Source organism: Mycobacterium sp. Root135 (assembly GCF_001426545.1).
Classification (GTDB): Bacteria; Actinomycetota; Actinomycetes; order Mycobacteriales; family Mycobacteriaceae; genus Mycobacterium.
On record NZ_LMEZ01000004.1, the window covers coordinates 335,682 to 360,332 of the forward strand.

The window sequence follows — 24,651 nt, forward strand, 5'->3', positions numbered from 1 at the left end:
GATCCGACCACCACCGACCCTGGAGCTGCATGAAAGCCATCGTCTTCCGCGATCCCGAAACGGCCATCGAGGTCGCCGACGTCGAGCTCGCCGCCCCCAAGGCCGGCGAAGTCCGCGTCAAGATCGCCGCCGCCGGGGTCTGCCACTCCGACCTGCACGTCAAACGCGGCGAGTGGGACGCGCCTGCGCCGATGGTGATGGGCCACGAGGGCTCCGGCGTCGTCGTCGAACTCGGCGATGGCGTCAACTCGCTGGCCGTCGGCGACCACGTGGTGCTCAGCTGGGTGCCGCCGTGCGGGGAATGCCGGTACTGCCGGTCAGGCCACGAGGCCCGCTGCCACAAGGTCGCCACCGTCGTCGCCCCCAAGGGCGTCCTGTACGACGGCACCTCGCGCCTGTCCAAGGACGGCGAAATGCTCCACCACTACCTTGGCGTCTCATCCTTCGCCGAGGAGGTCGTCGTCCCAGCCTCAGGCGCGATCAAGGTGCGCGACGACGCCCCGCTCGACGTGATCGCCGTCGTCGGCTGCGCTGTCGCGACCGGTGTGGGTGCCGTCCTCAACACCGCCGCCGTGGAACCCGGTTCGACGGTGGTCGTGATCGGCTGCGGCGGCGTCGGGCTCAACGTCGTCCAGGGTGCCCGGCTGGCAGGCGCCGAACGCATCATCGCAGTCGACGTCCTGCCCGCAAAGACCCAATTGGCAATGCAATTCGGCGCCACCGACCGCGTCGACGCCAGTGACGGCGACGTCGTCGAGCAGCTCTTCGAGTTGCTCCCCGACGGCGTGGACTACGCCTTCGACGCCATCGGCCGCACGTCGACCACCGAGCAGGCGATCCGGATGCTTGGCCTCGGCGGCGCCGCGGTGATCGTCGGCCTGCCGCCCACCGGCGCCAAGGCGTCGTTCGAACCTCTGGTCCTGGCCGAAGCCGACCAACGCATCCTTGGATCGAACTACGGATCGGTCCGCCCGTCGATCGACATCCCCGCGTTGGTCGACCGGTACATGGACGGTCAGCTCAAGCTCGACCCGTTGATCTCCGCACACCGCCCGCTAATCGAGGCCGCCGAGGCGTTCGCCGACCTCGAGACCGGGGAAGCGTTGCGCACCCTGCTCATCCCCTGATCAAAACGCTTCACCAAATTCCCTTCCCGATCCAGCCGTCCAATGGAGACCCCATGTCTGCACCACCCACGCCAGCCGGGTCCTCGACCCAGGCACCGACCGACGCCGGATTGCGTCGCGGCGTGATGTCCGCGCCGGAAGTGTCGGCCCAGGCGATCGCGAACATCGCGCCGAGCGCGGTCATCGCCTTCACCGCGGCGGCCATCTACCTTGGCGCCGGCAACGGCACCGTGTTGTCATTCCTGCTCGCGACGCTGGTCATTCTGGCAGTCGGCTACTGCGTCTTGGTCTTCGCGCGCAAACACGCCTCGGCGGGATCGCTGTACACCTACGTCGCCAAGGGGCTCGGCCCCACCGGCGCCTATCTCGCCGGCGTCGCACTGGTCGTCGGCTGCTGGGGCATCACGGCCGGTTCGCTCGGCGGCGCGGTGTCCTACATGAATCAGTTCCTGGTTCTACTCGGAGTGCCCGCCACCGGAATCGGTTGGCAGCTGGGCCTTGCCGTCGTGCTCGGCGGTCTTGCGACGCTGTTCACGATCCGCGGCATCCGGCTCTCGGCGCGCGTCTCACTGGTGTTGGAGTTGGTGTCGGTCACGATCATCGTCGTCCTCCTGGTGCTCGCCCTGGTCTGGGCCGGCGCAGGCGCGTGGGACCCCGCGCAGTTCAGCCTCGAGGGCGCACCGTTGCAGGGCGTGGCCGCGGGAATGGTCCTCGGCATCCTCGGCTTCGTCGGGTTCTCCTCGGCCGACGCCCTCGGCCGGGAGGCCAAGAATCCGTACACCACGATTCCGCGGGCGATCATGTGGAGCGCCGTCACCGTCGGCGTCCTCTACGTGTTCGCCGCCTACACCCAGATCGCCGTCCTCGGCGACGGGCTCGCCGAGAGCGCCAGCCCGCTCGAGGACATCGCGACGCTCATCGGCATGCCGTCGTGGTTCGCCCCGATCCTCACCTTCGGCGTCGGAGCGTCCTTCTTCGCCGTCGTCGTGGCACCGCTGAACGTGGTGGGCCGCATCGTCTACGTGATGGGCAAGGAGGGTGTCGTCGCCGACCACTTCGGCCGCACCCACGAGCGTCACCTGACACCGCATCGAGTCCTGCTGATCGCAGGCCCGACGGCCATCGTGCTGAACCTGGTGCTGCTCGCGTCGGGCGTCGACCCGATGCAGATCGTCGTGTGGGTCGACACCTACGGCACGTACGGATACATGGTCGCCTACGCCTTGGTGGCCATCGCCTGCGTCGTCTACACGCGGCGCGAAGGCATGCCCAACGGCTTGGTGTGGACCTGCGCCGTCGTCGTCGTGCTCGCCATGTCCTACGTGTTCTTCGCCAATGTCTGGCCGGTGCCTGCCTGGCCGTTGAACGTCATCCCCTATCTGTTCCTCGCCACCATGATCGCGGCGGTTGCCTGGTATCGGTTCCGGGTGGCGCGGCGGCCCGAGATCGTCGCCAACATCGGCAACACCGAGACCGACGTCCTGGAGGGTGTCGGCTAGCTGCGACCGCCCGGTTCGGGCGCGCTAACGTTTCGGTGACGATCGTTGGCGCGCCGAACTCGGGAGGGGACAGCTCATCGAAGCCACACTCACCAGGTGGGCGATCGGCACCCTCGGCCTGCTGGCCATCGCAGTGGCCATCGTCCTCCCGTGGTACTCCGCGGAGGCGGTAGGCGGGTCGGCCGACATGGCCGGATGGGGCGCCTGGACCACCACGGGTGACGTCGACGCCGGACTGCGGCCGCTTCCGCTGGCGCTGCTGGTCCTCCCCGCCTCGGGTTCGATGGTCTACGGCGCGGTGCGCAGCGCGTTCGGCCTCACCGTCGTCGGCGCCATGGCCACGTTCGCGGTGGCGATCCTGCCGTTCCTCGTCATGCGGGCCGTCGACCGGCACGTTCCCGGCAGCGGATCGGTCGCCGTCGAGGTCGCGGCGGCACCGCTCGCACTGCTCGGAATCGGGCTGACGTCGACCATCGTGTGCTGGATCGGATACGCGCGCTGCGTCCTCCGCCCTGCACCCCGGCAGGACGCATGACCACGCTCACCGTGCTGCGGATCGACGCCGGCGACGTCGTGCTCCGCAAGGCCCGCGACGACGACCGCGGATCGATCATCGAGCACCTCGTCGACCCGGACGTCCACGCTCACCTCGGCGGGCCTCAGCCCCGGCTCACCGTCACCCGCGATCTCGACGAAGCCGGCGTCGCCGCGGCGACGAACTCGGCTGGTTCCTATCTGATCGCCGAGAAGGAGACCGACGCGTTCATCGGCACGGTGTCGCTGACCCGTCGAGGCCTTCACCACCCAGGCCACCTCGGACCGTCCGGTGAGGAACTCGAACTGGCCTACACCCTCGACCGTCGATTCTGGGGCCGTGGACTGGCCTACCAGGCTGCCAGCGCCCTGCTGCGGACGGCAGCCGCCGAACTGCGCGACGAGCCGGTCATCGTCGTCACCCAGAGCGCCAACACCCGGTCGCTGAACCTCGCGCGACGGCTCGGTTTCCTACCTGCCATGACGTTCGAGGAGTTCGGCGAGCAGCAGACGCTGGCGGTCGCGAATCTGGGCCGATTCGCCGGCCCTAAGCTCTCGGCGTGAGTAAGAACCCGCTACGCCGCCTCGCCGACACCTTGGTGCTCGCCAGCATGCGGCCACCGTTGGCCGCCCAATTGTTCGCTCCCCGGCACGAAGTCGACCCCGCAGGCAAACGGATTCTGATCACCGGAGCCTCGTCGGGCATCGGTGAAGCGGGAGCGCTGAAGCTCGCCGCCGAGGGCGCGCGGGTGATCGTCGTCGCACGCAGGAAGGACCTGCTGGACTCGGTCGTCGAGCGGGTCGAGGCGGCCGGTGGCGACGCGACCGCGATCGCCTGCGATCTGTCCGACCTCGACGCCGTGGACGCCTTGGTCGCCGACGTCGACGAGCGCTTCGGCGGGGTCGACGTCCTAATCAACAACGCAGGCCGGTCCATTCGGCGCCCGCTGGCCGAGTCGCTGGACCGGTGGCACGACGTCGAGCGGACGATGGCGTTGAACTACTACTCACCGCTGAGGTTGATCCGCGGCTTCGGGCCCGGCATGCGGGAACGCCGCGACGGGCACATCGTGAACGTTTCGACGTGGGGTGTGCTCAACGAGTCGTCGCCGCTGTTCGCCGTCTACAACGCCTCGAAGGCCGCGCTGACCGCGGTCAGTCGCGTGGTCGAGACCGAATGGGGCAACGAGGGCGTGCATTCGACGACGCTGTTCTATCCGTTGGTCAAGACGCCGATGATCGCCCCGACCCGGGCCTTCGACGGGTTGCCTGGGCTGTCGGCCGACGAGGCCGCGGACTGGATGGTCACCGCAGTCCGGCGCAGGCCGGTGCGCATCGCCCCGCGGATGGCCGTGACCGCGCATGCGGTGAACAGCTTCGCGCCCGCCGCGGTGGACGCGCTGATGAAGCGTCAGCACATTCAACCCACCTAGGAGTGACGTCCGGGACGTGGTCTGTCCAGATGGGTCTGTCCGGATGGGTCTGTCCGGACGGGTCTGTCCGGATGGTTCCGCGCGCGACGCTAGGCGCGTTTTCCGCACCAGGGCTGCGAATTTCGTGGCTGCAGGTGACATCACGACCGTGATGCAGGGAACGGGCGTAGCGCCGATGTCGGACACCCACCCGGGACGGAGCCGGCGGCGGCTCGTCGGCCTCGTGTTAGAACCGTGGCATGGAGATCCTGGCGAGTCGTGTGTTGTTCCGGCCCGCCGACTACGAGCGGTCGCTGGCGTTCTACCGCGACGACATCGGCCTGGCCATCGCTCGCGACTACGGAGCGGGCACGGTGTTCTACGCCGGACAGTCGCTCATCGAACTCGCCGGCCACGGGAAGCCGCCGGCCGGGGCGCCGCCGTTCCCCGGCGCGCTGTGGCTGCAGGTGCGTGACGTCTACGCCACCCAGAAAGAACTCGAGCAGCGAGGCGTGGCGATCGCCAGGGCCGCCGCCGAGGAACCGTGGGGCTTGCACGAGATGCACGTCGACGACCCGGACGGCGTCACCCTGATCTTCGTTCAGGTGCCGGAGACCCATCCCCTACGCCGAGACTCCAGAAACTGAAACGTCCCCCCGACTCCGGAGAGCCGAGGGGACGTGCAGTGCAAGTACTTTCAGCGCGACGCGGTCGCCAGCGGCCAGCCGACGGAGGCCAGTCGCGATGCGACCTGGTGGATCTCCTCGGGGTTGGGCTGCTTGTCGATCACACCTTGGACCGCGGCGTGAATCTCGGCCTCGGTCACCGTGTCACCGTTGGTGGACCGCAGAATCGACTGTGCGGCCTTGACGACCTCGTCCTCGGTGAGCGAACGCTTCAGCAGGGCCAGCAGCGGAAAGTAGTCCTTGGGCGGCACGCCCTCGGGGTATCCGGCGACGAGCCAGTTGACGACGTTTTCCATGGAGCTCTTGTTCTCGGGCATGAGTGTCCTAGCTCGGGATGAAGGCGACGGGGTTGAAACCGAAGTGGTGCTGAATGGTGCCCTTGGTGATCCAGAGGATGGCGATCACGACCACGGCTGCGACGAGCGTGAACAGCAGCAGGCCGGCGACCTTGAGCGCCGGATTGGGTGCCGTGGTGGTGCCGTCGTTGCCGACTCCGCCCGACCCCTTCGAGAAGGCGACCAGTCCGATGGCGAAGACCGCAGGCAGACCTGCGCCGAGGATCAGCCCGACGGCCAGGACCTTGAGAATGGCTTCCAGATAGTTCATGTCAGTTCCCTATGTCTCTTGCCGGATCAGACCGAGGCCGTGGGCTGGTCGGCGACCTTGGCGTTGCGCTCGTCGACGGGCACCACGGAATTGCTGGTGTCGTCCCAGTCGGCGTTGACGTTGTTGTGGTCGACCTTCTGCTGCTGGGCGCGCCAGTACATGAAGCCGGACAGCCCGACCAGGATGACGAAGATCAGGCCGTCGCCGGCCAGATCGGATCCCGAGGCGTTCTTGACGACGTTGGACAGCCAGAACGAGAGCGCGCCGACCAGAGCGGCGGCGGGCAGGGTGATCAGCCAGGCGGCCGCCATCCGGCCTGCCACGGCCCAGCGAACCTGCGCGCCGGGCTTGCCGACACCGCTGCCGAGGATCGAGCCCGTCGCGACGTGGGTGGTGGACAGCGCCATGCCTGCCGCGCTGGAGCTCAGGATGATCGCTGCGGACGACGCCTCTGCGGCCAGGCCCTGGGGGGATTCGATTTCGACGAGGCCCTTGCCGAGCGTGCGGATGACGCGCCAGCCACCGATGTAGGTGCCGAGGCCGATGGCCAGTGCACACGAGGCGATGACCCAGAACGGGAGGCCGTCTTCCTTGACGTTGCCGGTGAGGTGTCCGGTGGTGATCAGCGCCAGGGCGATGACGCCCATGGTCTTCTGCGCGTCGTTGGTGCCGTGCGAGAGGGCGACAAGCGACGCGGTGGCGATCTGGCCCCAGCGGAAGCCGTCCTCGCGGCGCTTCTTCGCGACGTTGCGCGTCAGGCGGTAGACCATCCAGGTGCCGCACGCAGCGACGAGGCCGGCGATGAACGGTGCGGCCAGCGCGGGCAGGATGACCTTGCCGAAGACGCCGCTCCAGTTGACGCCCGCCAGGCCAAGCGCGGCGAGGCCGGCGCCGATGAGGCCGCCGAACAGGGCGTGAGACGAGCTCGACGGAATGCCGAAGAGCCACGTCAGCAAGTTCCAGAGGATGCCGCCGATGAGGCCCGAGAAGATGATGGTGAGGCCGGTCGACGGGTCGATGCCTGCCAGCAGCGACCCCGTCTTGCCGTCCTGAATCTTGAGAACCGAGGTGGTGACCGTGATCGCGACCTCGACCGAGAGGAAGGCGCCGACCAGGTTGAGAACGCCCGCCAGGATGACGGCGGTCTTCGGCTTCAGGGCGTTCGTGGCGATCGACGTCGCCATCGCGTTGCCCGTGTCGTGGAAGCCGTTGGTGAAGTCGAAGGCCAACGCGGTGGCAATCAACAGCACCAAGATGATCATGGTTGTGTCCATGGCTCAGATTGTGGGGCTTCGCAGGACGTTTTGACCAGCCGGTGAAGCTCACAATCGTCTGCCTCACCTGGGAGTTTGGCGATCCCGCCGCGCTGTTCATCCAGTGTTCATCCAATGGGCGGGGCGCGTTCGCCTTCGAGGCCGAAAACTTCCGACGGTGCCCCGCCGGAACGACATCGCCTCGGCGCGGAACTACCATCGATACATCGCCGTGGTCAGGTTCTCGCCGCGGCATCAACGGGAAGTCGACACGTGAACGCATTCGTCGCAAAGATCGTGGCCTGGATCACGGCCGGGTATCCCGAAGGCGTGCCCGGCCCGGATCGTGTGCCGCTCATGTCGCTGCTGAACCGACGCCTCTCCAATGAAGAGGTCAAGGCCGTGGCGCAGGGACTGATGGACCGAGGCGAGTTCGACCGGATCGACATCGGCGTGTTCATCACGCAGATGACCGACGAACTGCCTCAGGAAGAAGACGTCGAACGGATCAGGGAACGTCTGGCCGCCAAGGGTTGGCCGCTCGACGACCCGCGCGTCGACGACGCCGCGATCACCGAAGACGGCGAGGGATCCGCATAGCTCCACTGCGCGCAGTCGTCGTTCCACCGATCCCCTCACCCGAGCCACTGCTCGCGGTGCTCGAAGGCGTGCTCGACGGTCGTGAGTCGGCGATCCTCCCGGTTCCCGCGGACGTCCGGTCGGCGGAGTTGCTGACGTCGTCGCTCGGGATCGGCGAGGACATCGACGACGACGTGGCGCTGGTGGTGTCCACCTCGGGCACGACCGGGGTACCGAAGGGCGCCATGCTCACGGCTCGTGCGCTGATCGCAAGCGCGTCGGCCACCCACGACAAAATCGGCGGCCCAGGCACCTGGTTGCTGGCTCTGCCGGCCCATCACGTCGCCGGCTTGCAAGTGATGGTGCGCAGCCTTCTCGCCGGCACCGTTCCCGTCGCCGTCGACCCGAGCTTCAACGTCGACGAATTACCCTCTGCCGTGGCGGCATTGGGCTCGGGGCCGCGTTACACCTCGTTGGTTGCCGTGCAACTGGCCAAGGCGCTCGGCGATCCGGCCGCCACCGCGGCGCTGGCCGAACTCGACGCCGTCCTCATCGGGGGCGGTCCGATGCCCGCGACCGTCGGCGAGGCGGCGGCCGCGGCGGGCATCCGGGTGGTGCGGACCTACGGCATGAGCGAGACGGCGGGTGGCTGCGTCTACGACGGCGTGCCGCTGGACGGCGTCCGGCTGCGCGTCGACGACGGCCGCGTGATCCTCGGCGGGGCCACCCTGGCGAAGGGGTACCGGCATCCGACCGATCCCGACCCGTTCGCCGAATCCGGCTGGTTCCGCACCGATGACGTTGGGGTGGTTGACGATTCGGGTGCGCTGCGCATCCTGGGGCGGATCGACGACGCCATCGGCACCGGCGGACTGACCGTCCTGCCGCAGCTGGTCGAGGCGGCCCTCCTGACGCATCCCGCCATCGCCGACTGTGCGGTGTTCGGCGTGACCGACGAACGGCTGGGCCAGCGCGTGGTCGCCGCGGTGGTGCTGGCGGCCACCGTCGCGTCGCCAACGGTGGCCGACCTGCGGGCTCACGTCGAACAAACCCTGGACGGCACCGCCGCCCCGCGCGAGGTGCACGTCGTCGACGAGCTACCTCGGCGCGGCATCGGCAAGCTCGACCGACGAGAGCTCACAAAACGATTCGACACCGGTGGATGATTGGGGCATGTCCCGTGAAGTCACGACCGTCGAGGATCTGCGCGCCATAGTCGGGTTCCCCGCACCGGCCACCGCCAACAAGGTGAAGGACCGGCTGTCCGAAGCCCAGCAGGATTGGCTCGCCCATTCGCCGCTGGGCTTCGTCGCGACCACCGACGCCGACGGCCGGGTCGACGTCTCGCCCAAGGGTGACCCGCCGGGCTTCGTGCACGTCGTCGACGACACCACGATCGCCATCCCGGAGCGGCCGGGCAACAAGCGCGTCGACGGTTTCGTCAACGTCCTGCAGCGACCCCGCGTCGGCACCGTCTTCCTGATCCCCGGCCGCGGCGACACCCTCCGGATCAACGGCACCGCGCGAATCATGGCCGACGCCCCGTACTTCGACGCCATGACCGTCGACGGCAAGCGTCCGATCCTGGCGCTGGAGATCGACGTCGACGAAGTGTTCTTCCACTGCGCGAAGGCCTTTCTCCGTTCGGACGCCTGGAAGCCGGAGACGTGGAACCCCACCGCGGTGCCCACCGTCGCGCAGCTGGCCAAGGCCATCAAGCCGGACATGAGTGACCAACAACTCGACGAGTACTACGCCGAGGACAACATGCGGAAGATCCTCTACTGACCCGGTGACCCGGCGAAACAGGCGAAAAGTCCTTTATTAAGAACTCGTGAGGCTGAAGGGGTTTGGTTTTGACGAATGTGGCAATTCCTTCTCCGACAGTTTCACTCGCTTCTACTGATCGGACTGAGCATGATCGTCCTCGGAATCATCCTTCTCGTCGCCGGCTACTTGCTGCCCCTGCCCCTGCTGATCACCATCGGCTGGATTCTCCTGGTAATCGGCATCATTCTGTTCATCCTCGGTGCCGTCGGCCGCCCCGTCGGTGGCCGAAAAGTTTGGTTCTAGCGCAGTAACGCCGCCGTGCCCCTCGCTGCGGACCACACCGACAAATGGGTCAGTCCCCTCGTCCGTGCGTCCGCGGCGTGGGCATGGCGCCTCCTTCTCCTCCTCGCCGCCGCGTACGTCCTCCTGGAAGTCCTTCGACTCTTCGGTGTCGTAGTCGTACCCGTCGCATTGGCGCTCATACTCACCGCCCTCGCCCTTCCCGCAGTCGACTTCCTCGACCGGCACGGTGCGGCCCGCGGTGGCGCCGTCGCCTTCGTCCTAGTCTTCGGTCTCGCCGTCTTCGGCGGCATCCTCGCCTTCGTCGTCAACCAATTCATCGAGGGCGCACCACAACTCGTCGAGCAGGTCACCCGCAGTATCGAGGGCACCCGCGACTGGCTGATAAACGGGCCCGCCGAACTCAGCGGTGACCAGATCAACAAGGCCGTGGACACGTTCACCGAGGCGCTGCGGACCCATCAAGCTCAACTAACCAGCGGGGCACTGTCCACCGCTGGCACCATCGTCGAAATCCTCGCCGGCGCCTTCCTTCTGCTGTTCGCCCTCATCTTCTTTCTGCTCGGCGGGCGCAACATCTGGCACTTCGTCATTCGGGTCGTCCCGCCGGAGCACCGCGCCAGGGTCCACGATGCGGGCGCCGCCGGTTTCCACTCGCTGGCGGGGTACGCCCGCGCGACCTCGCTGGTCGCCTTCGTCGACGCGGTCGCGATCGGCAGCGGGCTCGCCATCATGGGCATCCCCCTGGCGATGCCGCTGGCGTCGCTGATCTTCCTTGGCGCGTTCATCCCCGTGATCGGCGCCTTGGTCACCGGCTTACTCGCCGTGATCGTGGCACTGCTGGCCAAGGGTTTCATCTACGCGCTCATCACCTTTGGCGTCATCGTCGCGGTCATGCAGCTGGAAGCGCACGTGCTGCAGCCGCTGGTGATGGGCCGGGCGGTGTCCATCCATCCGCTGGCGGTCGTGCTCGGACTCACCGCGGGCGGAGTGCTCGCTGGCATCATCGGAGCACTTCTCGCCGTGCCGGCCATCGCGTTCTTCAACAGCTTCATTCGTGTGCTGTCCGCCGACGACCCCCGCGCACGCACCAAAGCGCTCGGCGACGAGGACGGGCCCTTGGTAGACGCGGGGTCCGACGAACCCCAGCCCTCCCCCGCCTGACGGTGACCTACTCCGGCTGAGTTCCGCGCGTGTCGAGCCGCTTGAGCACCCCGTCCACCACGACGGGGTCGACGCCGGATTCCGCACGCGCCGAACTGATCTCCTCCCGCGCGGCCGCCAAGATCTGATCCTTGACGGCGTTCAGGGCGTCGGCGTGGCGGGTGTTTTCCTCGACGGACTGCTCACCGGGGGTGAACCCGATCGAATGCCACATGCGGTCGGCGTTGTCTTCTGCCTGACCGATGGTCTCGGCATCCATACTCCCGTCGGTGCGCAGTTCGTCGAGCCGCCGGAAACCGGCATCCCTGGCACGGCGAATGAGATCCTGTGTCGCATCGTTCTTTTCGTCGTCCGAGGCGATGACCCCGAGGCGCTTCACCATCAGCGGCAGCGTGAGCCCCTGAATCACCATCGTCGAGACGATCACCACGAAGGCGATGAAGATGAGTCGGTCGCGTTCCGGAAAGGCCGGCGTCCCGGCGGGCAGCGCGAGGACCGCGGCCAGCGTGACCACGCCACGCATCCCAGCCCAGGAGGCGACCGACATCTCCCGCCAGCCGACCGGTTCGCCGTCAACACCCTTGCGTCGCCGCAACCGTTCGTCGATCGCCGCCACCGGGAAGATCCAGGCGAACCGGATGACGACGACCACCGCGGTGACGGCCAGCGCTTGCCAGATCGCCACGTTCAGCGGGCCGGACAAACTGCCGGCCACGTTGCGAATCTCCAAGCCCACGAACGCAAATGCGGCACCGGTCAGCAGCAGCTCGACGATCTCCCAGGTGGTGCCGGACACCAGTCGGGTCTGGGCGGATTCCACGTCGCCGTACCTGCTCAACCCGAGGGCCACCGTCACGACGGCGAGCACGCCGCTGCCGTGGGCGACGTCGGCCGCGGCGTAGGCCGCGAACGGCAAGACCAGGACGAGCCCGCTGCCCGCGGGATGGGCGGGCAGCCGGGTGAGCAACCAGCGGACCACGACCGCGATCAGCAGACCCACCCCGATGCCGACCACGACGGCGAGACCCAGCGACCCGGCTGCCTTCGCCGGGGAGAGGGCGCCGGTCATCGTCGCCGCCACCGCGACCTCGTACAGCACCAGCGACGTGGCGTCGTTGGAGAGCCCCTCCCCCTCGAGAATCGTGCGAAGTCGTCGGGGTAGCCGCAGCTTTCGGGCGACGGCGGTGGCGGCGACCGGATCCGGAGGGGCCACCGCCGCTCCGAGTGCCACCGCCGCGATGAACGGAAGCCCCGGCACCACCGCGACGGCGACCATCCCGACCGCGAACGCGGTGACCGCCACCAGCGCTACCGCCAGCAGGCCGATGGCGCGCCTGTTGTCGAGGAACTGACGCCACGACGTCCGGCGCGCCGCCGCGAAGAGCAGCGGCGGAAGGACCAGCGGCAAGATCCAATCGCCGTCGACCGTGGGCACCTCCACCCCCGGCACGACGGCGACCAGCAGCCCGAACATCAACATGACGACGGGATACGGAACCGTCATCCGTTCGGCAAGCGGGGCGAGGAGGACGGTCGCGATGACCAATAGCAGCACGAGCGCCAAGGGGGTTCGATCACCTTTCCGGGGTAAGAGCGACCCGGAACATTCCCCACTTACGGCATGGTCAATCAGTGCCCCTACAGCGACACCGTGCCGTAGGTGTCCAAGCCGCGGCTGAGCACCCGCAACTGGTCGTCGGCCGAGCCAAGCGTCTGGTTGATGGCGGTGAGCCGGGCGGCGTAGTGCCCCACCGGGTATTCGGAGGTGACGCCAATTCCGCCGTGCAGCTGGATCGCCTCCTCGGCGATGTGTCGGCCCGACCGGCTGATTTGCAGCTTGGCGCGGGCGGCGATGACGGGGTCGAAGGTGCCGTCGGCGATCGACATCGCCGCGTAGAGGCTCATGCTGCGGGCCAATTCGAGGGACACGTACATGTCGGCGGCACGCTGGGTCAGCGTCTGAAAGGTGCTCAGCGGCACCCCGAACTGCTTGCGGCTGGTCAGGTAGTCGGTGGTGAGCCGCAGGGCCTCAGCCATCGCGCCGACGGCTTCCGAGCACAGCGCCGACTGGTGCCGGATGAGTGCGTTCTGCAGGCCCTCGGTGGCGTCACCGCCGGTCCCGAGCGGTTCGGCCGGTGCAGCCTCTAGGTCGAGCTGCGCCGCCCGCTGCCCGTCGAACGTGCGAAAGGCTGTGCGACTCACCGCATCCGCGCCGACGACGAACAGTCCGACACCACCGTCGTCGGGCAGCGCGGCGCTGACGACGAACACGTCGGCGCAGTCACCGGCGAGCACGGGGTTCTTTCGACCGGTCAGTGTCCAGGAATCACCGTGGCGCTCAGCCCGAGTCGCGACCCGCATCGTCACACCCCGCATGCCGGGCTCGTGATGAGCCAGCGCCAGCAGCGTCTGCCCCTCGGCGACGTCGTCGAGGAGCTTCCGCTGCGCGTCGTCGCCCAGTTCGGCGATCACGCCGCCCGGAATCAGTGCGGCGGCGGCGACGGGTTCCGGCGCGAGGCGCCTACCGATCTCGGTGAGCACCACCGTCAGCTCGATCTGGCCCGCCTCGTCGGGGTCGAAGCCCAGTCCGAGAATGCCCATCTCGGCCAACTGCCCCCAAACCTCGCGGCTCCAGCCGAGATCGGTGTCGATCACCTTCAGGCGCTTCTCGACGTCGTAGTTGCGCGTCAGCACCTCGCTGGTGATGTTGCGCAGCAGGTCCTGCTCGTCGGTCAGATCGAAGTCCATGGCGTCCTCACAGTCCCAGAATCGTCGACGCGACGATCGTGCGTTGCACCTCGTTGGTGCCGCCGTAGATCGACACCTTGCGGTAGTTCAAGTACTTCGGGGCGGCGTGCTGCGCCCACGGCGGCGAGCCGATGCCGTCCCCGGCGTCGAACGGCAGCGCGTCGGGGCCCGCGACGTCGACCAGCAACTCGGTCACCGCCTGCTGCAGTTGGCTGCCCTTGAGCTTCAGAATCGACGACGCCGGGTTGGGCTTGCCGTCCGCCTCGGAACCGCTCACCCGCAACTGCGTGATCTCCAGCGCCAGCAGCTCGTTCTCGATCTCGGCAACGCGGGCGGCGAACAGCGGATCCTGAAGCAGCGTGCCGTCTTCGGTGACCGTCTGCGCGGCATGCTCCTTCACCTGCGCCAGCCACACCTTCGTCGTCCCGATCCTGGCGATGCCGGTGCGTTCGTTGCTCAGCAAGAACTTGGCGTAGGTCCAGCCGCTGTTCTCCTCACCGACCAGCTGATCGGCGGGCACCCGGACGTCTTCGAAGAAGACCTCGTTGACCTCGTAACCGCCGTCGATCAGCTTGATCGGGCGCAGCGTGATGCCCGGCGTCGACATCTCGGCAAGCAGGAACGAGATGCCCGCCTGACGCTTCGGCGCGGTCGGATCGGTGCGAGCGAGGACGAAGATCCAGTCCGCGTACTGGCCGAGCGTGGTCCACGTCTTCTGCCCGTTGATCACATACGAGTCCCCGTCACGGACGGCGGTGGTGCGGACCGACGCCAGATCCGAACCGGCCTCCGGCTCCGAGAACCCCTGGCACCACCAGATGTCCACGTTGGCGGTCGGTGGGAGGAAGCGTTCCTTGAGCTCCTGGGACCCGAATCGGGCGATCACCGGTCCGACCATGCTGGCGTTGAACGCCAGCGGCTCCGGCACGCATGCCAGCCGCATCTCGTCGGACCAGATCTGTCGCTGCAGGGGCGTCCAGTCCTTGCCGCCCCACTCGACGGGCCAGTTGGGCACGGCCAGACCGTGCTCGTTCATGATCCGCTGCGTGGTCACCACGTCGTCGGGCAGCTTGAGCTCGCCGTTGCGGACCCTGTCCCGAATGTCCGCCGGAATCTTGGTGGTGAAGAACTCCCGCAACTCGTCGCGGAACGCGGCTTCGTCGTCACTGAGCGCAAGCTTCACTGTCCAACCTCCGAATCTGCGGGCCCCCGCCCGACCATCTCTGCGACTACTCCCGAGAGGCTATGCCTCCCCGTCTCGGGAGTCCCTGGCAACGCCCCGCCGAGAGTGCCGTGTCACCAAGTCGAAAGCAATCTGCCAAATTGGGTACCCGGTCCCGCGATGGTCCCAACCCGGTGCCACGAACGCGAGCCGCGAGTGAAGAGGTGCCATGTGTTAGGCCTGCCCGACGGAGTTCACGCCTGCCTGTTCGACCTCGACGGGGTGCTGACCGACACCGCAAGCGTCCACCGCAGGGCCTGGAAGGCGATGTTCGACGACTTCCTCCGGTCGCGCTTCGGGCCGAACTTCGTGCCGTTCGACGCCGACGCCGACTACTTGCGCTACGTCGACGGGAAGACCAGGGGCGACGGCGTGCGGTCGTTCTTGCAAAGCCGCGACATCACCCTGCCGGAGGGCGACCCTGACGACGGCGACGACGCCGAACCCGGCGCCGAGACCGTGACCGGCCTGGGCAACCGCAAGAACGCCGCGTTCCTGAAGACCATGAAGGCCGACGGCATCACGGTGTTCGACGGGTCCCGCAGGTACCTGGAAGCCGTTGTTGAACAAGGCTTTCCGGTGGCGGTGGTCTCGTCGTCGGCCAACACCCGCGAGGTGCTCGAGCTGACCGGCCTGGCGAAGTTCGTCGACCAGCGCGTCGACGGCGTCACCATCCGGGAGCAGAACATCGCCGGAAAGCCCGCTCCCGACTCCTATCTGGAGGGGGCCCGCCGACTTGGTGTCGAGCCGGCGAAGGCGGCGGTGTTCGAGGACGCGCTCTCCGGCGTCGAGGCGGGACGCGCGGGTCGGTTCGGCCTGGTCGTCGGCGTCGACCGGGTCGGGCAGGCCGACGCCTTGCGCGAACACGGTGCCGACGTCGTCGTCACCGACCTCGCCGACCTGCTCGGTGACCGATGACGGTTGACGCCACCTATCCGGTGGAACCGTGGTGCCTTCGGGAGACGTCGCTGAACCTCGACGTACTCGCCCAATCCGAGTCGCTGTTTGCATTGTCCAACGGCCACATCGGACTTCGCGGCAACCTCGACGAGGGCGAACCGCACGGCACGCCGGGCACCTATCTGAACTCGTTCTTCGAGATTCGGCCACTGCCCTACGCCGAGGCGGGCTTCGGCTATCCGGAGGAAGGCCAAACCCTCGTCGACGTCACCAACGGCAAGATTCTGCGCCTGATGGTCGACGACGAGCCGTTCGACGTCCGGTACGGCGAATTGCAGCACCACGAACGAACCCTCGACTTCCGCGCCGGCACGTTGACCCGCCGCGTCCGGTGGCGCTCACCGGCGGGGCGCCTGGTCGACGTGACCACCACCCGGCTGGTGTCCCTGGCCCAACGCGGGGTCGCCGCGATCGAGTACGTCGTCGAGGCCGTCGACGAATTCACCAGGGTGACACTGCAATCGGAGCTGGTGGCCAACGAGGACCAGCCCGAGACGTCGGAGGACCCACGGGCAGCGGCCCTGCTGGACAGGCCACTGCAGGCCGTGTCGCACGACTGCGACGGCGCGCGGGCGGTGCTGATCCACGGCACCCGGCAGAGCGAACTGACCATGGCCGCCGCCATGGACCACGACGTCGAGGTCCCCGGCCGCGTCGAGGTGAACTCCGAGTGCTGGGACGACGTGGCCCGCACGACGGTGATCTGCGGCCTGCGCGCCGGCCAGAAACTGCGCGTCGTCAAGTATCTGGCGTACGGCTGGTCCAGCCTGCGCTCGCGGCCGGCGATGCACGACCAGGTCGCCGGGGCGCTGACGGGGGCGCGGTACACCGGATGGCAGGGCTTGCTCGACGCACAGCGCGCCTACCTCGACGACTTCTGGGACAACGCCGACGTCGAGGTGGAGGGCGATCCGGAGATTCAGCAGGCGGTGCGCTTCGGGCTGTTCCACGTGCTGCAAGCCAGCACGCGGGCCGAGCGGCGAGCCATCCCCGGCAAGGGACTCACCGGAACGGGCTACGACGGGCACGCCTTCTGGGACACCGAGGGTTTCGTGCTGCCGGTGCTGACCTACACCCATCCACACGCCGCCGCCGACGCGCTGCGCTGGCGGGCGTCCACCCTCGATTTGGCCCGGGCCCGGGCCGCCGAACTGGACCTGGCAGGCGCCAGCTTCCCCTGGCGCACGATCCGCGGGCAGGAGTGCTCGGCATACTGGCCGGCCGGAACGGCGGCCTGGCACGTCAACGCGGACATCGCCGTCGCGTTCGAGCGCTACCGCGTCGTCACCGGGGACCAGTCCCTCGAGGAGGAGTGCGGTCTGGAAGTGCTCATCGAGACCGCTCGGCTGTGGGTGTCCCTCGGGCACCACGACCGCCACGGCCGCTGGCACCTCGACGGCGTCACGGGGCCCGACGAGTACACGGCGGTGGTGCGGGACAACGTCTTCACCAACCTGATGGCCGCGGACAACCTGCGCATCGCGGCGGCGGCGTGCGGTCGCCATTCCGAGCGCGCCCGCGCCCTTGGCGTCACCACCGAGGAGACGGCGGCTTGGCGCGACGCGGCCGACGCCGTGCACGTGCCGATCGACGAAGGCCTTGGCGTGCACCAGCAGTGTGAGGGGTTTACCACGTTGCGCGAGTGGGACTTCGACGACAACACGTCGTATCCCCTGCTCCTGCACGAACCCTACGTACGGCTCTACCCGGCGCAGGTGATCAAGCAGGCCGACCTCGTCCTGGCCATGCACTGGCAGAGCCACGCGTTCACCCCCGAGCAGAAGGCCCGCAACGTCGACTACTACGAGCCGCGGATGGTGCGCGACTCCTCGCTGTCGGCGTCCACCCAGGCCGTGTTGTGCGCCGAGGTCGGACACCTCGAACTGGCCCACGACTACGCGTACGAAGCGGCGTTGATCGACCTTCGCAACCTGCACGACAACACTCGCGACGGGCTACACATGGCATCACTCGCGGGGGCGTGGACGGCGATCGTCGCCGGTTTCGGCGGCCTGCGCGACGACGACGGCGTGCTCGAACTCGACCCCCACCTGCCCGAGCAGATCACCCGGCTGCGGTTCCGCGTCCGGTGGCGAGGCCTTCGCGTCACCGTCGACGCCAATCACGGCGACGTGGTCTACGGCCTGTCCCCCTGCGACGGTCGTGACAGCGGCAGTCTGACCATTCGCCACGCCGGGGCCGAACTCGACCTGAGCAGCGACCAGCCCACCACCGTGCGGTTGAAGCAACGCACACCGTCGCTGCCGGAGCCGCGACAACCGGTGGGCTGCAGGCCGCAGCGTCGTCAGCGGTGAGTGTGTGGCGCCGGCGAGTGGGTATGAGCCCAGGATGAGCGCAGCCGGATTGATCGTCGTCGGAAGTGGTCCAGCGGGCATCAGCGCCGCCGAGTCGTATCGCCGCAACGGCGGCGACGGATCGGTCCTGGTGTTCAGCGCCGACCCCGACCTGCCGTACGAGCGACCGCCGCTGAGCAAGGACTTCCTGCGCGGTGACACCCAGGACGTCGCGCTTCATCCGCCGGAATGGTTCGTCGAGCGCGACGTCGACCTCCGCCACGGCAAGCCCGTCACCGAGATCGACGTCGAGGCACATACCGTGACAGTCGACGGCGAGCGAATCCCCTACGGCGCTTTGGTCCTTGCGTGCGGTGCCGGGCCCTCGCCACTGACGGTGCCCGGCGGCGAACGGGCGCTTCTGCTGCGCGCCCTCGCCGACGCGCGTCGGCTCCGCGGCGCCGCCGCCGATGCGAAGTCGGCCGTCGTCATCGGCGCAGGCTTCATCGGATGCGAGGCTGCGGCGTCGCTGGCCATGCGCGGCCTGTCGGTCACCCTGGTGGCCCCTGACGAGGTGCCGCAGGAGAAGCGGCTCGGCGCGGAGGCGGGCCGGCGCCTGCTCGACCTGGTGACCGCAACGGGTGTGCGGTACGTCGCGGGAACGTCGGTGACGTCGGTCGACGAGTCGGGTGTGCGACTCGACGACGGCGTCACCGTCGACTGCGACCTGGTGCTCGCGGCCACCGGCGTCACGCCGCACAGCGAGATCGCCTCCGCCGCCGGCCTCAACACGAGGGACTCCCGCATCGTCGTCGGGGCGGACATGCGGACCTCGGCTCCCGACGTGTACGCCGCCGGGGACGTCGCGTTCGCCTTCAACACCGCCGCGGGCCGGCACGTCGCCGTCGAGCACTGGCAGGACGCCGTCGACCACGGCGAGGTCGCGGGCGCTCAGGCGGCTGGCGTCACCGCCACCTGGCATGCGGTGCCCGGCTTCTGGTCGACGATTGGCGACACGGCGGTCAAATACCACGCCTGGGGCGACGGCTACGACGCCAGTCAGGTCATAGACCACGGCGACGGGTTCACGGTCTGGTACGAAGCGGGCGGCAAGACCGTCGGGGTGTTGACGTGCAACGCCGACGACGACTACGACCTCGGCGAAGGGTTGATCGCCGACGGCCGACCCGCGCCGGTGGAGACGATTCGAACCGCAACCTAGGGCCGGCAGTCGAAGCAGTGTCAGATGGCCTGGTCGCGGGCGAGCGCCTCACCGCTGGCTTGGAACACCATCCTTCGCGCGATCTCGTCGGCGTGGTCGGCGAACCGGCCGTAGAACCGCCCGAGGAGGACGACGTCGGAGGCGACCACGGCACCGTGCGCCCACCCGGGACCCATCACCTCTCCGAACAACTCCCGGTGCATCGTCTCCATCACGCGATCCTCGGCTCTGACCCGGTGCGCCTGCGAATAGTCACCCGTGGTCAGGATGTCGCGGCAGCACTCGGCGAGACCCACTGCCGTCGAACCCATTTCGTCGAACCGGGCGCGGAGTTCCCGCGGTATCGCCGATTCCGGATGACGGCGCAGGCTGACCTTGGCGACGTGCGCGGCGAGTCCTCCCATGCGGTCGGCGTCGGCCGCGACGTGGATCGCGGTCACCACCCTGCGGAGGTCACCGGCCACCGGCGCCTGCTTCGCAAGGATTCCGAGGGTGCGACGCTCCACCGCGTTGTGCAGGAAGCGGAGCCGCTCGATGTCGTGGGACACCTCGCCGGCCGCCTCGGCGTCCACCTCGATCAGTCCGCGGGTGGCCCGACCGACGGCATCGCCGGCCAATGCGCACATCGCGCCAAGGTCGGCCTGCAACGACTCGAGCTGCTGTCGAAAGTCCGTCCGCACCTGGGCTCCTGATTGTCGTAACGTGCCATGGCGTCCTACCCGCGCCATGTGGTTCCAAACACATTTGGGAGCGGATGCCGGCCTGGTCATCGCCCGAGCGCCGTCAACATTTCCACCAGTGCTCCCTGGTCGCCGACGGCCGCGAAGAAACTGCGGTCGGTTTCTTCGACGAGTCGGATCGCACGGACTGCGAGTGCCGCACCCTCTGCGGTGACGTCGACCAGGCGGGCGCGCGAATCGTCCGGGTCCGCGGTGCGTTGCAGCAGGCCCCTGGCGGCCAGGGCGCGGACGACCTGGGAGGTCATCATGGGGTCGGTGTTCGCGTGCTCCGCGATTCGCCGCTGGCTGGGGCGCTCGCCGGCTACCCGGTTGAGCCACCAGGTGCTGGCGACCAACACGAACTGCACGTGGGTCAGCCCCAACGGTTTGAGGGCGGCGGTGACGCACCGCTGCCAGCTCAGGGTTGCCCGCCACAGTTGCAGGCCGGGACTTTGTCCGGGTTCCAGCGCGTCAGCCACGCAGCCGCTCCGCACGCGCGCCTAGTGCGGCGATGACCTCGCCGAAGTCCGCACTCACCTCGGCGCCGACCTCGGCCGCCACCTCAGGCGGGCCTTCGACCATGCACCGGTACGTGATCAGGGCGCCCGTCTCGGTCGCCTCCACCTCGTGAACGACCCGCACGGTCACGCCGGCATCCGGAATGGGCGTGACGTCCTCGAATCCACGCCCCTCGTCGACCCAGGCCAGGTGGAACGGCAGCTCGGTCCCGTCGGGGAAGATCATCACAGCGGTGGTGCCTGCCTCGAACGGCCCGCTGACGCGAATGTCCGAGACACCCTCGTTCCACTCCGACCACGTACTCGGCTGGGCCATCACCGCGAAGACCTCCGCTGGCGCAGCGGCGCACTCACCCGTGACTTCCCTTACCCACATACGGCCCTCTCAGATTTAATATGCGCACATACTAAATCACAGATCGTGGCCTACCGACGCTCGATCTCCACGATCAGCGGCCGGTGGTCCGAGATCGGCATCTCCGGCGCCAGGGCTCCCGTCGCGATGAGTTCGTCGTCGTCAGTCAACAGATGGTCGAGCTGCCGGCTCGGCGCGTCATGGGGAAAGGTCGGCGCCGCGGCGAGCGCCCGCATACCCGAGTAGCGCCGCACCGCGGCCGGCCCGAGGTTGAGGTCGCCGGCGAGTACGTGCGGGCCGGGCAGGCCGCGCAGGTCGCGAACGAGCCGTCGCAGCTGACGCCGGTTCCACCCCGGAACAAAGGACAGGTGGGTGTTGGCGACGGTAAGCGGGCCGAGCGGGGTCTCGAAGCAGCCGATCACCGCGGCGCGCGGTTCCTCGTCGATGACGATCACCCGGTTGGCGTCCCGGAGATACACCGGAACCTTGACGGGGAGTCGCGGCATGCGCACCACCTGCCACGACGTCGCGGGGAACCGGGACAGCAGCGAGATGCCGTACGCGGCCGCGCCCGGCTGCTCGTCACCGGTGGCGGCGCTCCACGTGGCGCCGGGCGTTCCGGCGATCGCCGCGACGAACCGATGGGAGACGGCACCCATCGCCTCGGCCGCCGCGGCGGTCAGGTCGACGAGGTTGGAGCGCGGCTGGTCGACGTCGACCTCCTGGAGCGCCAGGACGTCGGCGTCGAGGGCCCGCACGCAGTCTTGGAGCCGCTGCACGTCGACCACGCCGTCATGCACCGTTCTGCCGTGCAGGATGTTGAATGTCGCGAGCCGCATGGGGTACTTGATACCCCATATGGACACCCACCAAGATGCCCTGCGCGGTGCGCTGAAACGTGCCGCGTCCGCCATGAAGGCGGCGGGACCGGACTTCGCCCTGGCCGGCAGCTACGCGCTATGGGTGCACGGCGCCCCAGAGCCGGTCCACGACGTGGACTTCGTCGTCGCCGAGGTGGACGCCGGCGCAGCGGCCGAGACCCTCGCCGACGCAGGCTTCGCAATCGAACGAACCCCAGAGGACTGGCTGTTCAAGGCGTCGACTGCCGACGGCCACGACGTCCTCGCGATCGCCATGCCGGTGCTCTCGGCGACGGTGGTGATGTGCCAGAAGCTCAAGTCCCTTCACGAGCACCACTGCAACTTCGCCGCGCTCCTGCCTGCCACCAGAGCCGTCCGCGAGCAGGTGGACTGGGCCGTGGTCCGCGACGCGACCGCCGACAACGACTTCGCGACGGCCTTCCTGTTCCTCGTGGAACGTCTGGGCATCGTGACGATCTCGGAATAAACGGTCCACGGGCCCCCTTGCCTTGGGTGACCCGTCGTCCAGTCCCAGGAGCGCGCATGACCCGACCCACCCGCGTAGGCGTCCAACTCTGGCCGGGTGGAGCACCCGACTACCGCAGTTGGCGGGAGGCCGTGCTGCGCGCCGAGAACATCGGCGTCGACGTCATCTTCGGCTACGACCACTTCCACGCCCCGGCCTTCGACGGCATGGTCGACGCCGCACCGGTGCTCTCGGACGTGCAGCCGGACATCCCGAACTTCGAGGGCTGGACCGCCTTGGCTTCCTGGGGCGAGATCACCTCGCGCGCCGACATCGGCCTGCTGGTCACCGGCGTCGGCTACCGCAATCCGGACCTACTCGCCGACATGGCCCGCACCGTCGACCACATCAGCGAAGGCCGCCTGGTCCTTGGCCTCGGCGCCGGCTGGTACGAAAAGGACTACACCACATACGGTTACGACTTCGGCACGGTGAAGTCGCGCTTCGACCTCTTCGACGAGAGCCTCGACCGCATCGAGCGCCGGTTGCGCGTACTGAACCCCGCCCCGGTACGCGACATTCCGATCCTGATCGGCGGATCGGGTATCAAGCGCACCATCCCCGCGGTCGCCAAGCATGCCGACATCTGGCACAGCTTCCTGCCCGTCGAGAGGTTCCGCAAGGCCAGCGACGTCGTCGGGGAATTGGCCGAAGCCAACGGCCGCAAGGACTCCGACGTCGAGCGTTCGTCAGTCTGGGAGGACGTCGCGAGTGCCGACGCCTACCGCGACGCCGGCGTCACGCTGTTCACCACCGAAATCCACCCCGACTCCGACGGATACGACTTCACGACCATCGAACAGATGGTGAAGTGGCGCGACAACTGAGGTAGCCCGAGGCCGCCGTCAGAGACACGTCACGGCAACCCGACAGCCGCCACGCCTAGGGTGGGTAGGCGTGAAGTCAGCTCGCCGCGAGATCGTCGCCGCCGTCGTGGCCGTCGTGCTGGTTGCTGCGGCGTTCGCGGTCCCCCATCTGAATCTTGGGATCGTCACGCCGCTGATCAACAGCACGCCGCGCCAGATCGAGATGTTCGCCGAGGCCGCACCGATCTTCGGGTGGTGGGACGCCCACGTGGGGTGGGGCACCATCCCGGCGATCGCGATCGGACTCGGGACCACACTGTGGGGACCCGCGGTGGCTCGGCGGCTGCCGTGGCGGGCCGTGCCCTGGGTGACGTGGGCGACGGCCTGCGCGTGGGCGTTCGCCCTTGCCATGGTCGACGGCTGGTCGCTCGGCTTTGCCCGCCGCCTCGAGACGTCGAACGAGTACCTCCGCCAGGTGCCGTCGGTGACCGACATTCCGTACGCGGTTCGATCCTTCTCGTCGAGAATTCTTGACTTCCAACCCGATTCGTGGATCACGCACGTCTCCGGCCACCCGCCCGGCGCCCTACTGACCTTCGTGTGGTTGGACCGCATCGGGCTCAGCGGCGGTGCGTGGGCGGGACTGCTGTGCCTGCTCGTCGGCTCGAGTGCGTCCGCGGCGATCGTGGTGGCGCTGCGGGCCCTCTCCGGTGCGGAGATCGCCCGCAGCGCGGCACCGTTCGTCGCCGTGGCCCCGACGGCCATTTGGATCGCGGTGTCGGCTGACGGGTACTTCGCCGGGGTGGCGGCATGGGGGCTGGCCCTGCTGGCACTCGCCGTCCGCGGCACGACGCGGCTGTCCCTCCTGGCAGGTGCCGGTGCGGGGCTGCTGCTGGGGTGGGGAATCTTCCTCAACTACGGTCTCGGCCTGATCGCCCTGCCCGCGGTGGCCGTGCTGATTGCCGCCAAGGACGTCCGATCCGCACTGCGAGGGCTGGTTCCCGCGGTGGTCGCCGCGCTGGCCGTCGTCGGGGTGTTTGCACTGGCGGGATTCTGGTGGTTCGACGGTTACGTCCTTGTGCAGGAACGGTATTGGCAGGGCATCGCGATGAACCGGCCGTTCCAGTACTGGGCGTGGGCCAACTTCGCGTCGGTGGTGTGCGCGGTCGGTCTCGGCACCGTAGCGGGGGTGTCGCGCGCCTTCGACCTGACGCCCATCAAGGCCCGCTCCGGCGTCCACCTGGTAGTCCTCGGCGCACTGCTGGCCATCGTCTGCGCCGACCTGAGCATGCTCAGCAAGGCAGAGGTGGAACGAATCTGGCTGCCGTACACCATCTGGCTGACCGCCGCCGGGGCCCTGTTACCGCCGCGGTCTCAGCGATGGTGGCTGGGCCTCAACGTGATTGGTGCGCTGGCGCTTAACCACCTGATACTGACGAACTGGTAACCAGACCTCGTGCCGAGCGTGCACGAACTCCGGTTTAGAAGCGG

The 24,651-nt window shown here is 68.3% G+C and carries 27 protein-coding genes; 17 read left to right on the top strand and 10 right to left on the bottom strand.

Annotation, left to right across the window (positions count from 1 at the left end; all coding sequences use genetic code 11):
• Nucleotides 1-29: 29 nt before the first annotated feature.
• The 6 genes from ASD37_RS09270 to ASD37_RS09295 all read left to right on the top strand — a co-directional run bounded on the left by ASD37_RS09270 (nucleotide 30) and on the right by ASD37_RS09295 (nucleotide 5,219).
• The gene (locus tag ASD37_RS09270; RefSeq protein WP_056550675.1) at nucleotides 30-1,127 is read left to right on the top strand and encodes an alcohol dehydrogenase catalytic domain-containing protein; all 1,098 of its coding nucleotides are present in this window, start codon (nucleotides 30-32) and stop codon (nucleotides 1,125-1,127) included.
• A 53-nt stretch (nucleotides 1,128-1,180) separates the two neighbouring features.
• Entirely contained in the window at nucleotides 1,181-2,626 is a 1,446-nt protein-coding gene (locus ASD37_RS09275; protein WP_056550676.1) for an APC family permease, read from the top strand.
• Nucleotides 2,627-2,759: 133 nt separating this feature from the next.
• A complete protein-coding gene (locus tag ASD37_RS09280) occupies nucleotides 2,760-3,161 on the top strand; it encodes a hypothetical protein (protein WP_056550677.1) in 402 nt (133 codons plus the stop codon).
• Complete coding sequence (locus tag ASD37_RS09285; protein WP_056550678.1) at nucleotides 3,158-3,724, top strand: GNAT family N-acetyltransferase; 567 nt, start codon at nucleotides 3,158-3,160, stop codon at nucleotides 3,722-3,724. Before ASD37_RS09280 ends, ASD37_RS09285 begins: the two co-directional genes overlap by 4 nt.
• Nucleotides 3,721-4,593: an SDR family oxidoreductase gene (locus tag ASD37_RS09290; RefSeq protein WP_056550679.1), complete on the top strand. Its 873-nt coding sequence runs from the start codon at nucleotides 3,721-3,723 to the stop codon at nucleotides 4,591-4,593. Before ASD37_RS09285 ends, ASD37_RS09290 begins: the two co-directional genes overlap by 4 nt.
• A 239-nt stretch (nucleotides 4,594-4,832) precedes the next feature.
• Nucleotides 4,833-5,219, top strand: a complete 387-nt coding sequence (locus tag ASD37_RS09295; protein WP_056550680.1) for a VOC family protein — start codon at nucleotides 4,833-4,835, stop codon at nucleotides 5,217-5,219.
• A 50-nt stretch (nucleotides 5,220-5,269) separates the two neighbouring features.
• On the opposite strand, the gene ASD37_RS09300 is transcribed toward ASD37_RS09295, so the two are convergent.
• Genes ASD37_RS09300 through ASD37_RS09310 form a run of 3 tightly spaced genes read right to left on the bottom strand, consistent with a single transcriptional unit; the run spans nucleotide 5,270 to nucleotide 7,138 of the window.
• Nucleotides 5,270-5,575, bottom strand: a complete 306-nt coding sequence (locus ASD37_RS09300; RefSeq protein ID WP_056550681.1) for a DUF3349 domain-containing protein — start codon at nucleotides 5,573-5,575, stop codon at nucleotides 5,270-5,272.
• A gap of 7 nt (nucleotides 5,576-5,582) precedes the next feature.
• Entirely contained in the window at nucleotides 5,583-5,864 is a 282-nt protein-coding gene (locus ASD37_RS09305) for a hypothetical protein (RefSeq protein WP_056550682.1), read from the bottom strand.
• 26 nt (nucleotides 5,865-5,890) lie between these two features.
• Entirely contained in the window at nucleotides 5,891-7,138 is a 1,248-nt protein-coding gene (locus ASD37_RS09310; protein WP_056550683.1) for an inorganic phosphate transporter, read from the bottom strand.
• Nucleotides 7,139-7,390: 252 nt separating this feature from the next.
• On the opposite strand from ASD37_RS09310, the gene ASD37_RS09315 reads away from it, so the two are divergent.
• The 5 genes from ASD37_RS09315 to ASD37_RS09335 all read left to right on the top strand — a co-directional run bounded on the left by ASD37_RS09315 (nucleotide 7,391) and on the right by ASD37_RS09335 (nucleotide 10,930).
• Complete coding sequence (locus ASD37_RS09315) at nucleotides 7,391-7,717, top strand: DUF3349 domain-containing protein (protein ID WP_056550684.1); 327 nt, start codon at nucleotides 7,391-7,393, stop codon at nucleotides 7,715-7,717.
• 47 nt (nucleotides 7,718-7,764) lie between these two features.
• A complete protein-coding gene (gene menE, locus ASD37_RS09320; protein WP_082570072.1) occupies nucleotides 7,765-8,862 on the top strand; it encodes an o-succinylbenzoate--CoA ligase in 1,098 nt (365 codons plus the stop codon).
• Nucleotides 8,863-8,869: 7 nt separating this feature from the next.
• Nucleotides 8,870-9,484, top strand: a complete 615-nt coding sequence (locus tag ASD37_RS09325; RefSeq protein WP_056550685.1) for a pyridoxamine 5'-phosphate oxidase family protein — start codon at nucleotides 8,870-8,872, stop codon at nucleotides 9,482-9,484.
• 129 nt (nucleotides 9,485-9,613) lie between these two features.
• Nucleotides 9,614-9,769 carry a DUF6131 family protein gene (locus ASD37_RS31960; RefSeq protein WP_185934646.1) on the top strand — a complete coding sequence of 52 codons (156 nt, stop codon included), beginning with the start codon at nucleotides 9,614-9,616 and terminating at the stop codon, nucleotides 9,767-9,769.
• 15 nt (nucleotides 9,770-9,784) lie between these two features.
• Nucleotides 9,785-10,930, top strand: coding sequence for an AI-2E family transporter (locus ASD37_RS09335; RefSeq protein ID WP_056550687.1), 1,146 nt, complete (start codon nucleotides 9,785-9,787; stop codon nucleotides 10,928-10,930).
• 7 nt (nucleotides 10,931-10,937) lie between these two features.
• Here ASD37_RS09335 and ASD37_RS09340 read toward each other — a convergent pair whose 3' ends face one another.
• From ASD37_RS09340 to ASD37_RS09350, 3 genes are all read right to left on the bottom strand, one after another.
• On the bottom strand, nucleotides 10,938-12,485 hold the full coding sequence (locus ASD37_RS09340) for a Na+/H+ antiporter (protein WP_235568065.1): 1,548 nt from the start codon (nucleotides 12,483-12,485) through the stop codon (nucleotides 10,938-10,940).
• Nucleotides 12,486-12,568: 83 nt separating this feature from the next.
• Complete coding sequence (locus tag ASD37_RS09345) at nucleotides 12,569-13,678, bottom strand: acyl-CoA dehydrogenase family protein (protein WP_056550689.1); 1,110 nt, start codon at nucleotides 13,676-13,678, stop codon at nucleotides 12,569-12,571.
• Nucleotides 13,679-13,685: 7 nt separating this feature from the next.
• On the bottom strand, nucleotides 13,686-14,861 hold the full coding sequence (locus ASD37_RS09350; RefSeq protein ID WP_056550690.1) for an acyl-CoA dehydrogenase family protein: 1,176 nt from the start codon (nucleotides 14,859-14,861) through the stop codon (nucleotides 13,686-13,688).
• Between the two features lie 159 nt (nucleotides 14,862-15,020).
• Between ASD37_RS09350 and ASD37_RS09355 the strand changes: the two genes are divergently transcribed.
• Genes ASD37_RS09355 through ASD37_RS09365 form a run of 3 tightly spaced genes read left to right on the top strand, consistent with a single transcriptional unit; the run spans nucleotide 15,021 to nucleotide 19,376 of the window.
• The gene (locus ASD37_RS09355; RefSeq protein WP_056550691.1) at nucleotides 15,021-15,818 is read left to right on the top strand and encodes a beta-phosphoglucomutase family hydrolase; all 798 of its coding nucleotides are present in this window, start codon (nucleotides 15,021-15,023) and stop codon (nucleotides 15,816-15,818) included.
• Nucleotides 15,815-18,175 (top strand): glycoside hydrolase family 65 protein, encoded by a 2,361-nt coding sequence (locus ASD37_RS09360; protein ID WP_056550692.1) that lies wholly within the window; start codon nucleotides 15,815-15,817, stop codon nucleotides 18,173-18,175. Before ASD37_RS09355 ends, ASD37_RS09360 begins: the two co-directional genes overlap by 4 nt.
• A 34-nt stretch (nucleotides 18,176-18,209) precedes the next feature.
• Nucleotides 18,210-19,376: an NAD(P)/FAD-dependent oxidoreductase gene (locus tag ASD37_RS09365; RefSeq protein ID WP_056550693.1), complete on the top strand. Its 1,167-nt coding sequence runs from the start codon at nucleotides 18,210-18,212 to the stop codon at nucleotides 19,374-19,376.
• A gap of 20 nt (nucleotides 19,377-19,396) precedes the next feature.
• On the opposite strand, the gene phoU is transcribed toward ASD37_RS09365, so the two are convergent.
• The 4 genes from phoU to ASD37_RS09385 form a co-directional block, all read right to left on the bottom strand.
• Nucleotides 19,397-20,056: a phosphate signaling complex protein PhoU gene (gene phoU, locus ASD37_RS09370; RefSeq protein ID WP_056550694.1), complete on the bottom strand. Its 660-nt coding sequence runs from the start codon at nucleotides 20,054-20,056 to the stop codon at nucleotides 19,397-19,399.
• A gap of 86 nt (nucleotides 20,057-20,142) precedes the next feature.
• Nucleotides 20,143-20,574, bottom strand: a complete 432-nt coding sequence (locus ASD37_RS09375; protein WP_056551020.1) for a MarR family winged helix-turn-helix transcriptional regulator — start codon at nucleotides 20,572-20,574, stop codon at nucleotides 20,143-20,145.
• Nucleotides 20,567-20,989, bottom strand: a complete 423-nt coding sequence (locus ASD37_RS09380; protein ID WP_056550695.1) for a hypothetical protein — start codon at nucleotides 20,987-20,989, stop codon at nucleotides 20,567-20,569. Before ASD37_RS09380 ends, ASD37_RS09375 begins: the two co-directional genes overlap by 8 nt.
• Before the next feature lie 50 nt (nucleotides 20,990-21,039).
• Nucleotides 21,040-21,807 (bottom strand): endonuclease/exonuclease/phosphatase family protein, encoded by a 768-nt coding sequence (locus tag ASD37_RS09385; protein ID WP_056550696.1) that lies wholly within the window; start codon nucleotides 21,805-21,807, stop codon nucleotides 21,040-21,042.
• Between the two features lie 19 nt (nucleotides 21,808-21,826).
• Here ASD37_RS09385 and ASD37_RS09390 point away from each other — a divergent pair, with 19 nt between their 5' ends.
• From ASD37_RS09390 to ASD37_RS09400, 3 genes are all read left to right on the top strand, one after another.
• The gene (locus ASD37_RS09390) at nucleotides 21,827-22,315 is read left to right on the top strand and encodes a hypothetical protein (protein WP_056550697.1); all 489 of its coding nucleotides are present in this window, start codon (nucleotides 21,827-21,829) and stop codon (nucleotides 22,313-22,315) included.
• A 56-nt stretch (nucleotides 22,316-22,371) separates the two neighbouring features.
• Entirely contained in the window at nucleotides 22,372-23,181 is an 810-nt protein-coding gene (locus tag ASD37_RS09395; protein WP_056550698.1) for an LLM class F420-dependent oxidoreductase, read from the top strand.
• Between the two features lie 70 nt (nucleotides 23,182-23,251).
• Entirely contained in the window at nucleotides 23,252-24,607 is a 1,356-nt protein-coding gene (locus ASD37_RS09400; protein WP_056550699.1) for a hypothetical protein, read from the top strand.
• The last annotated feature ends 44 nt before the right edge of the window (nucleotides 24,608-24,651 follow it).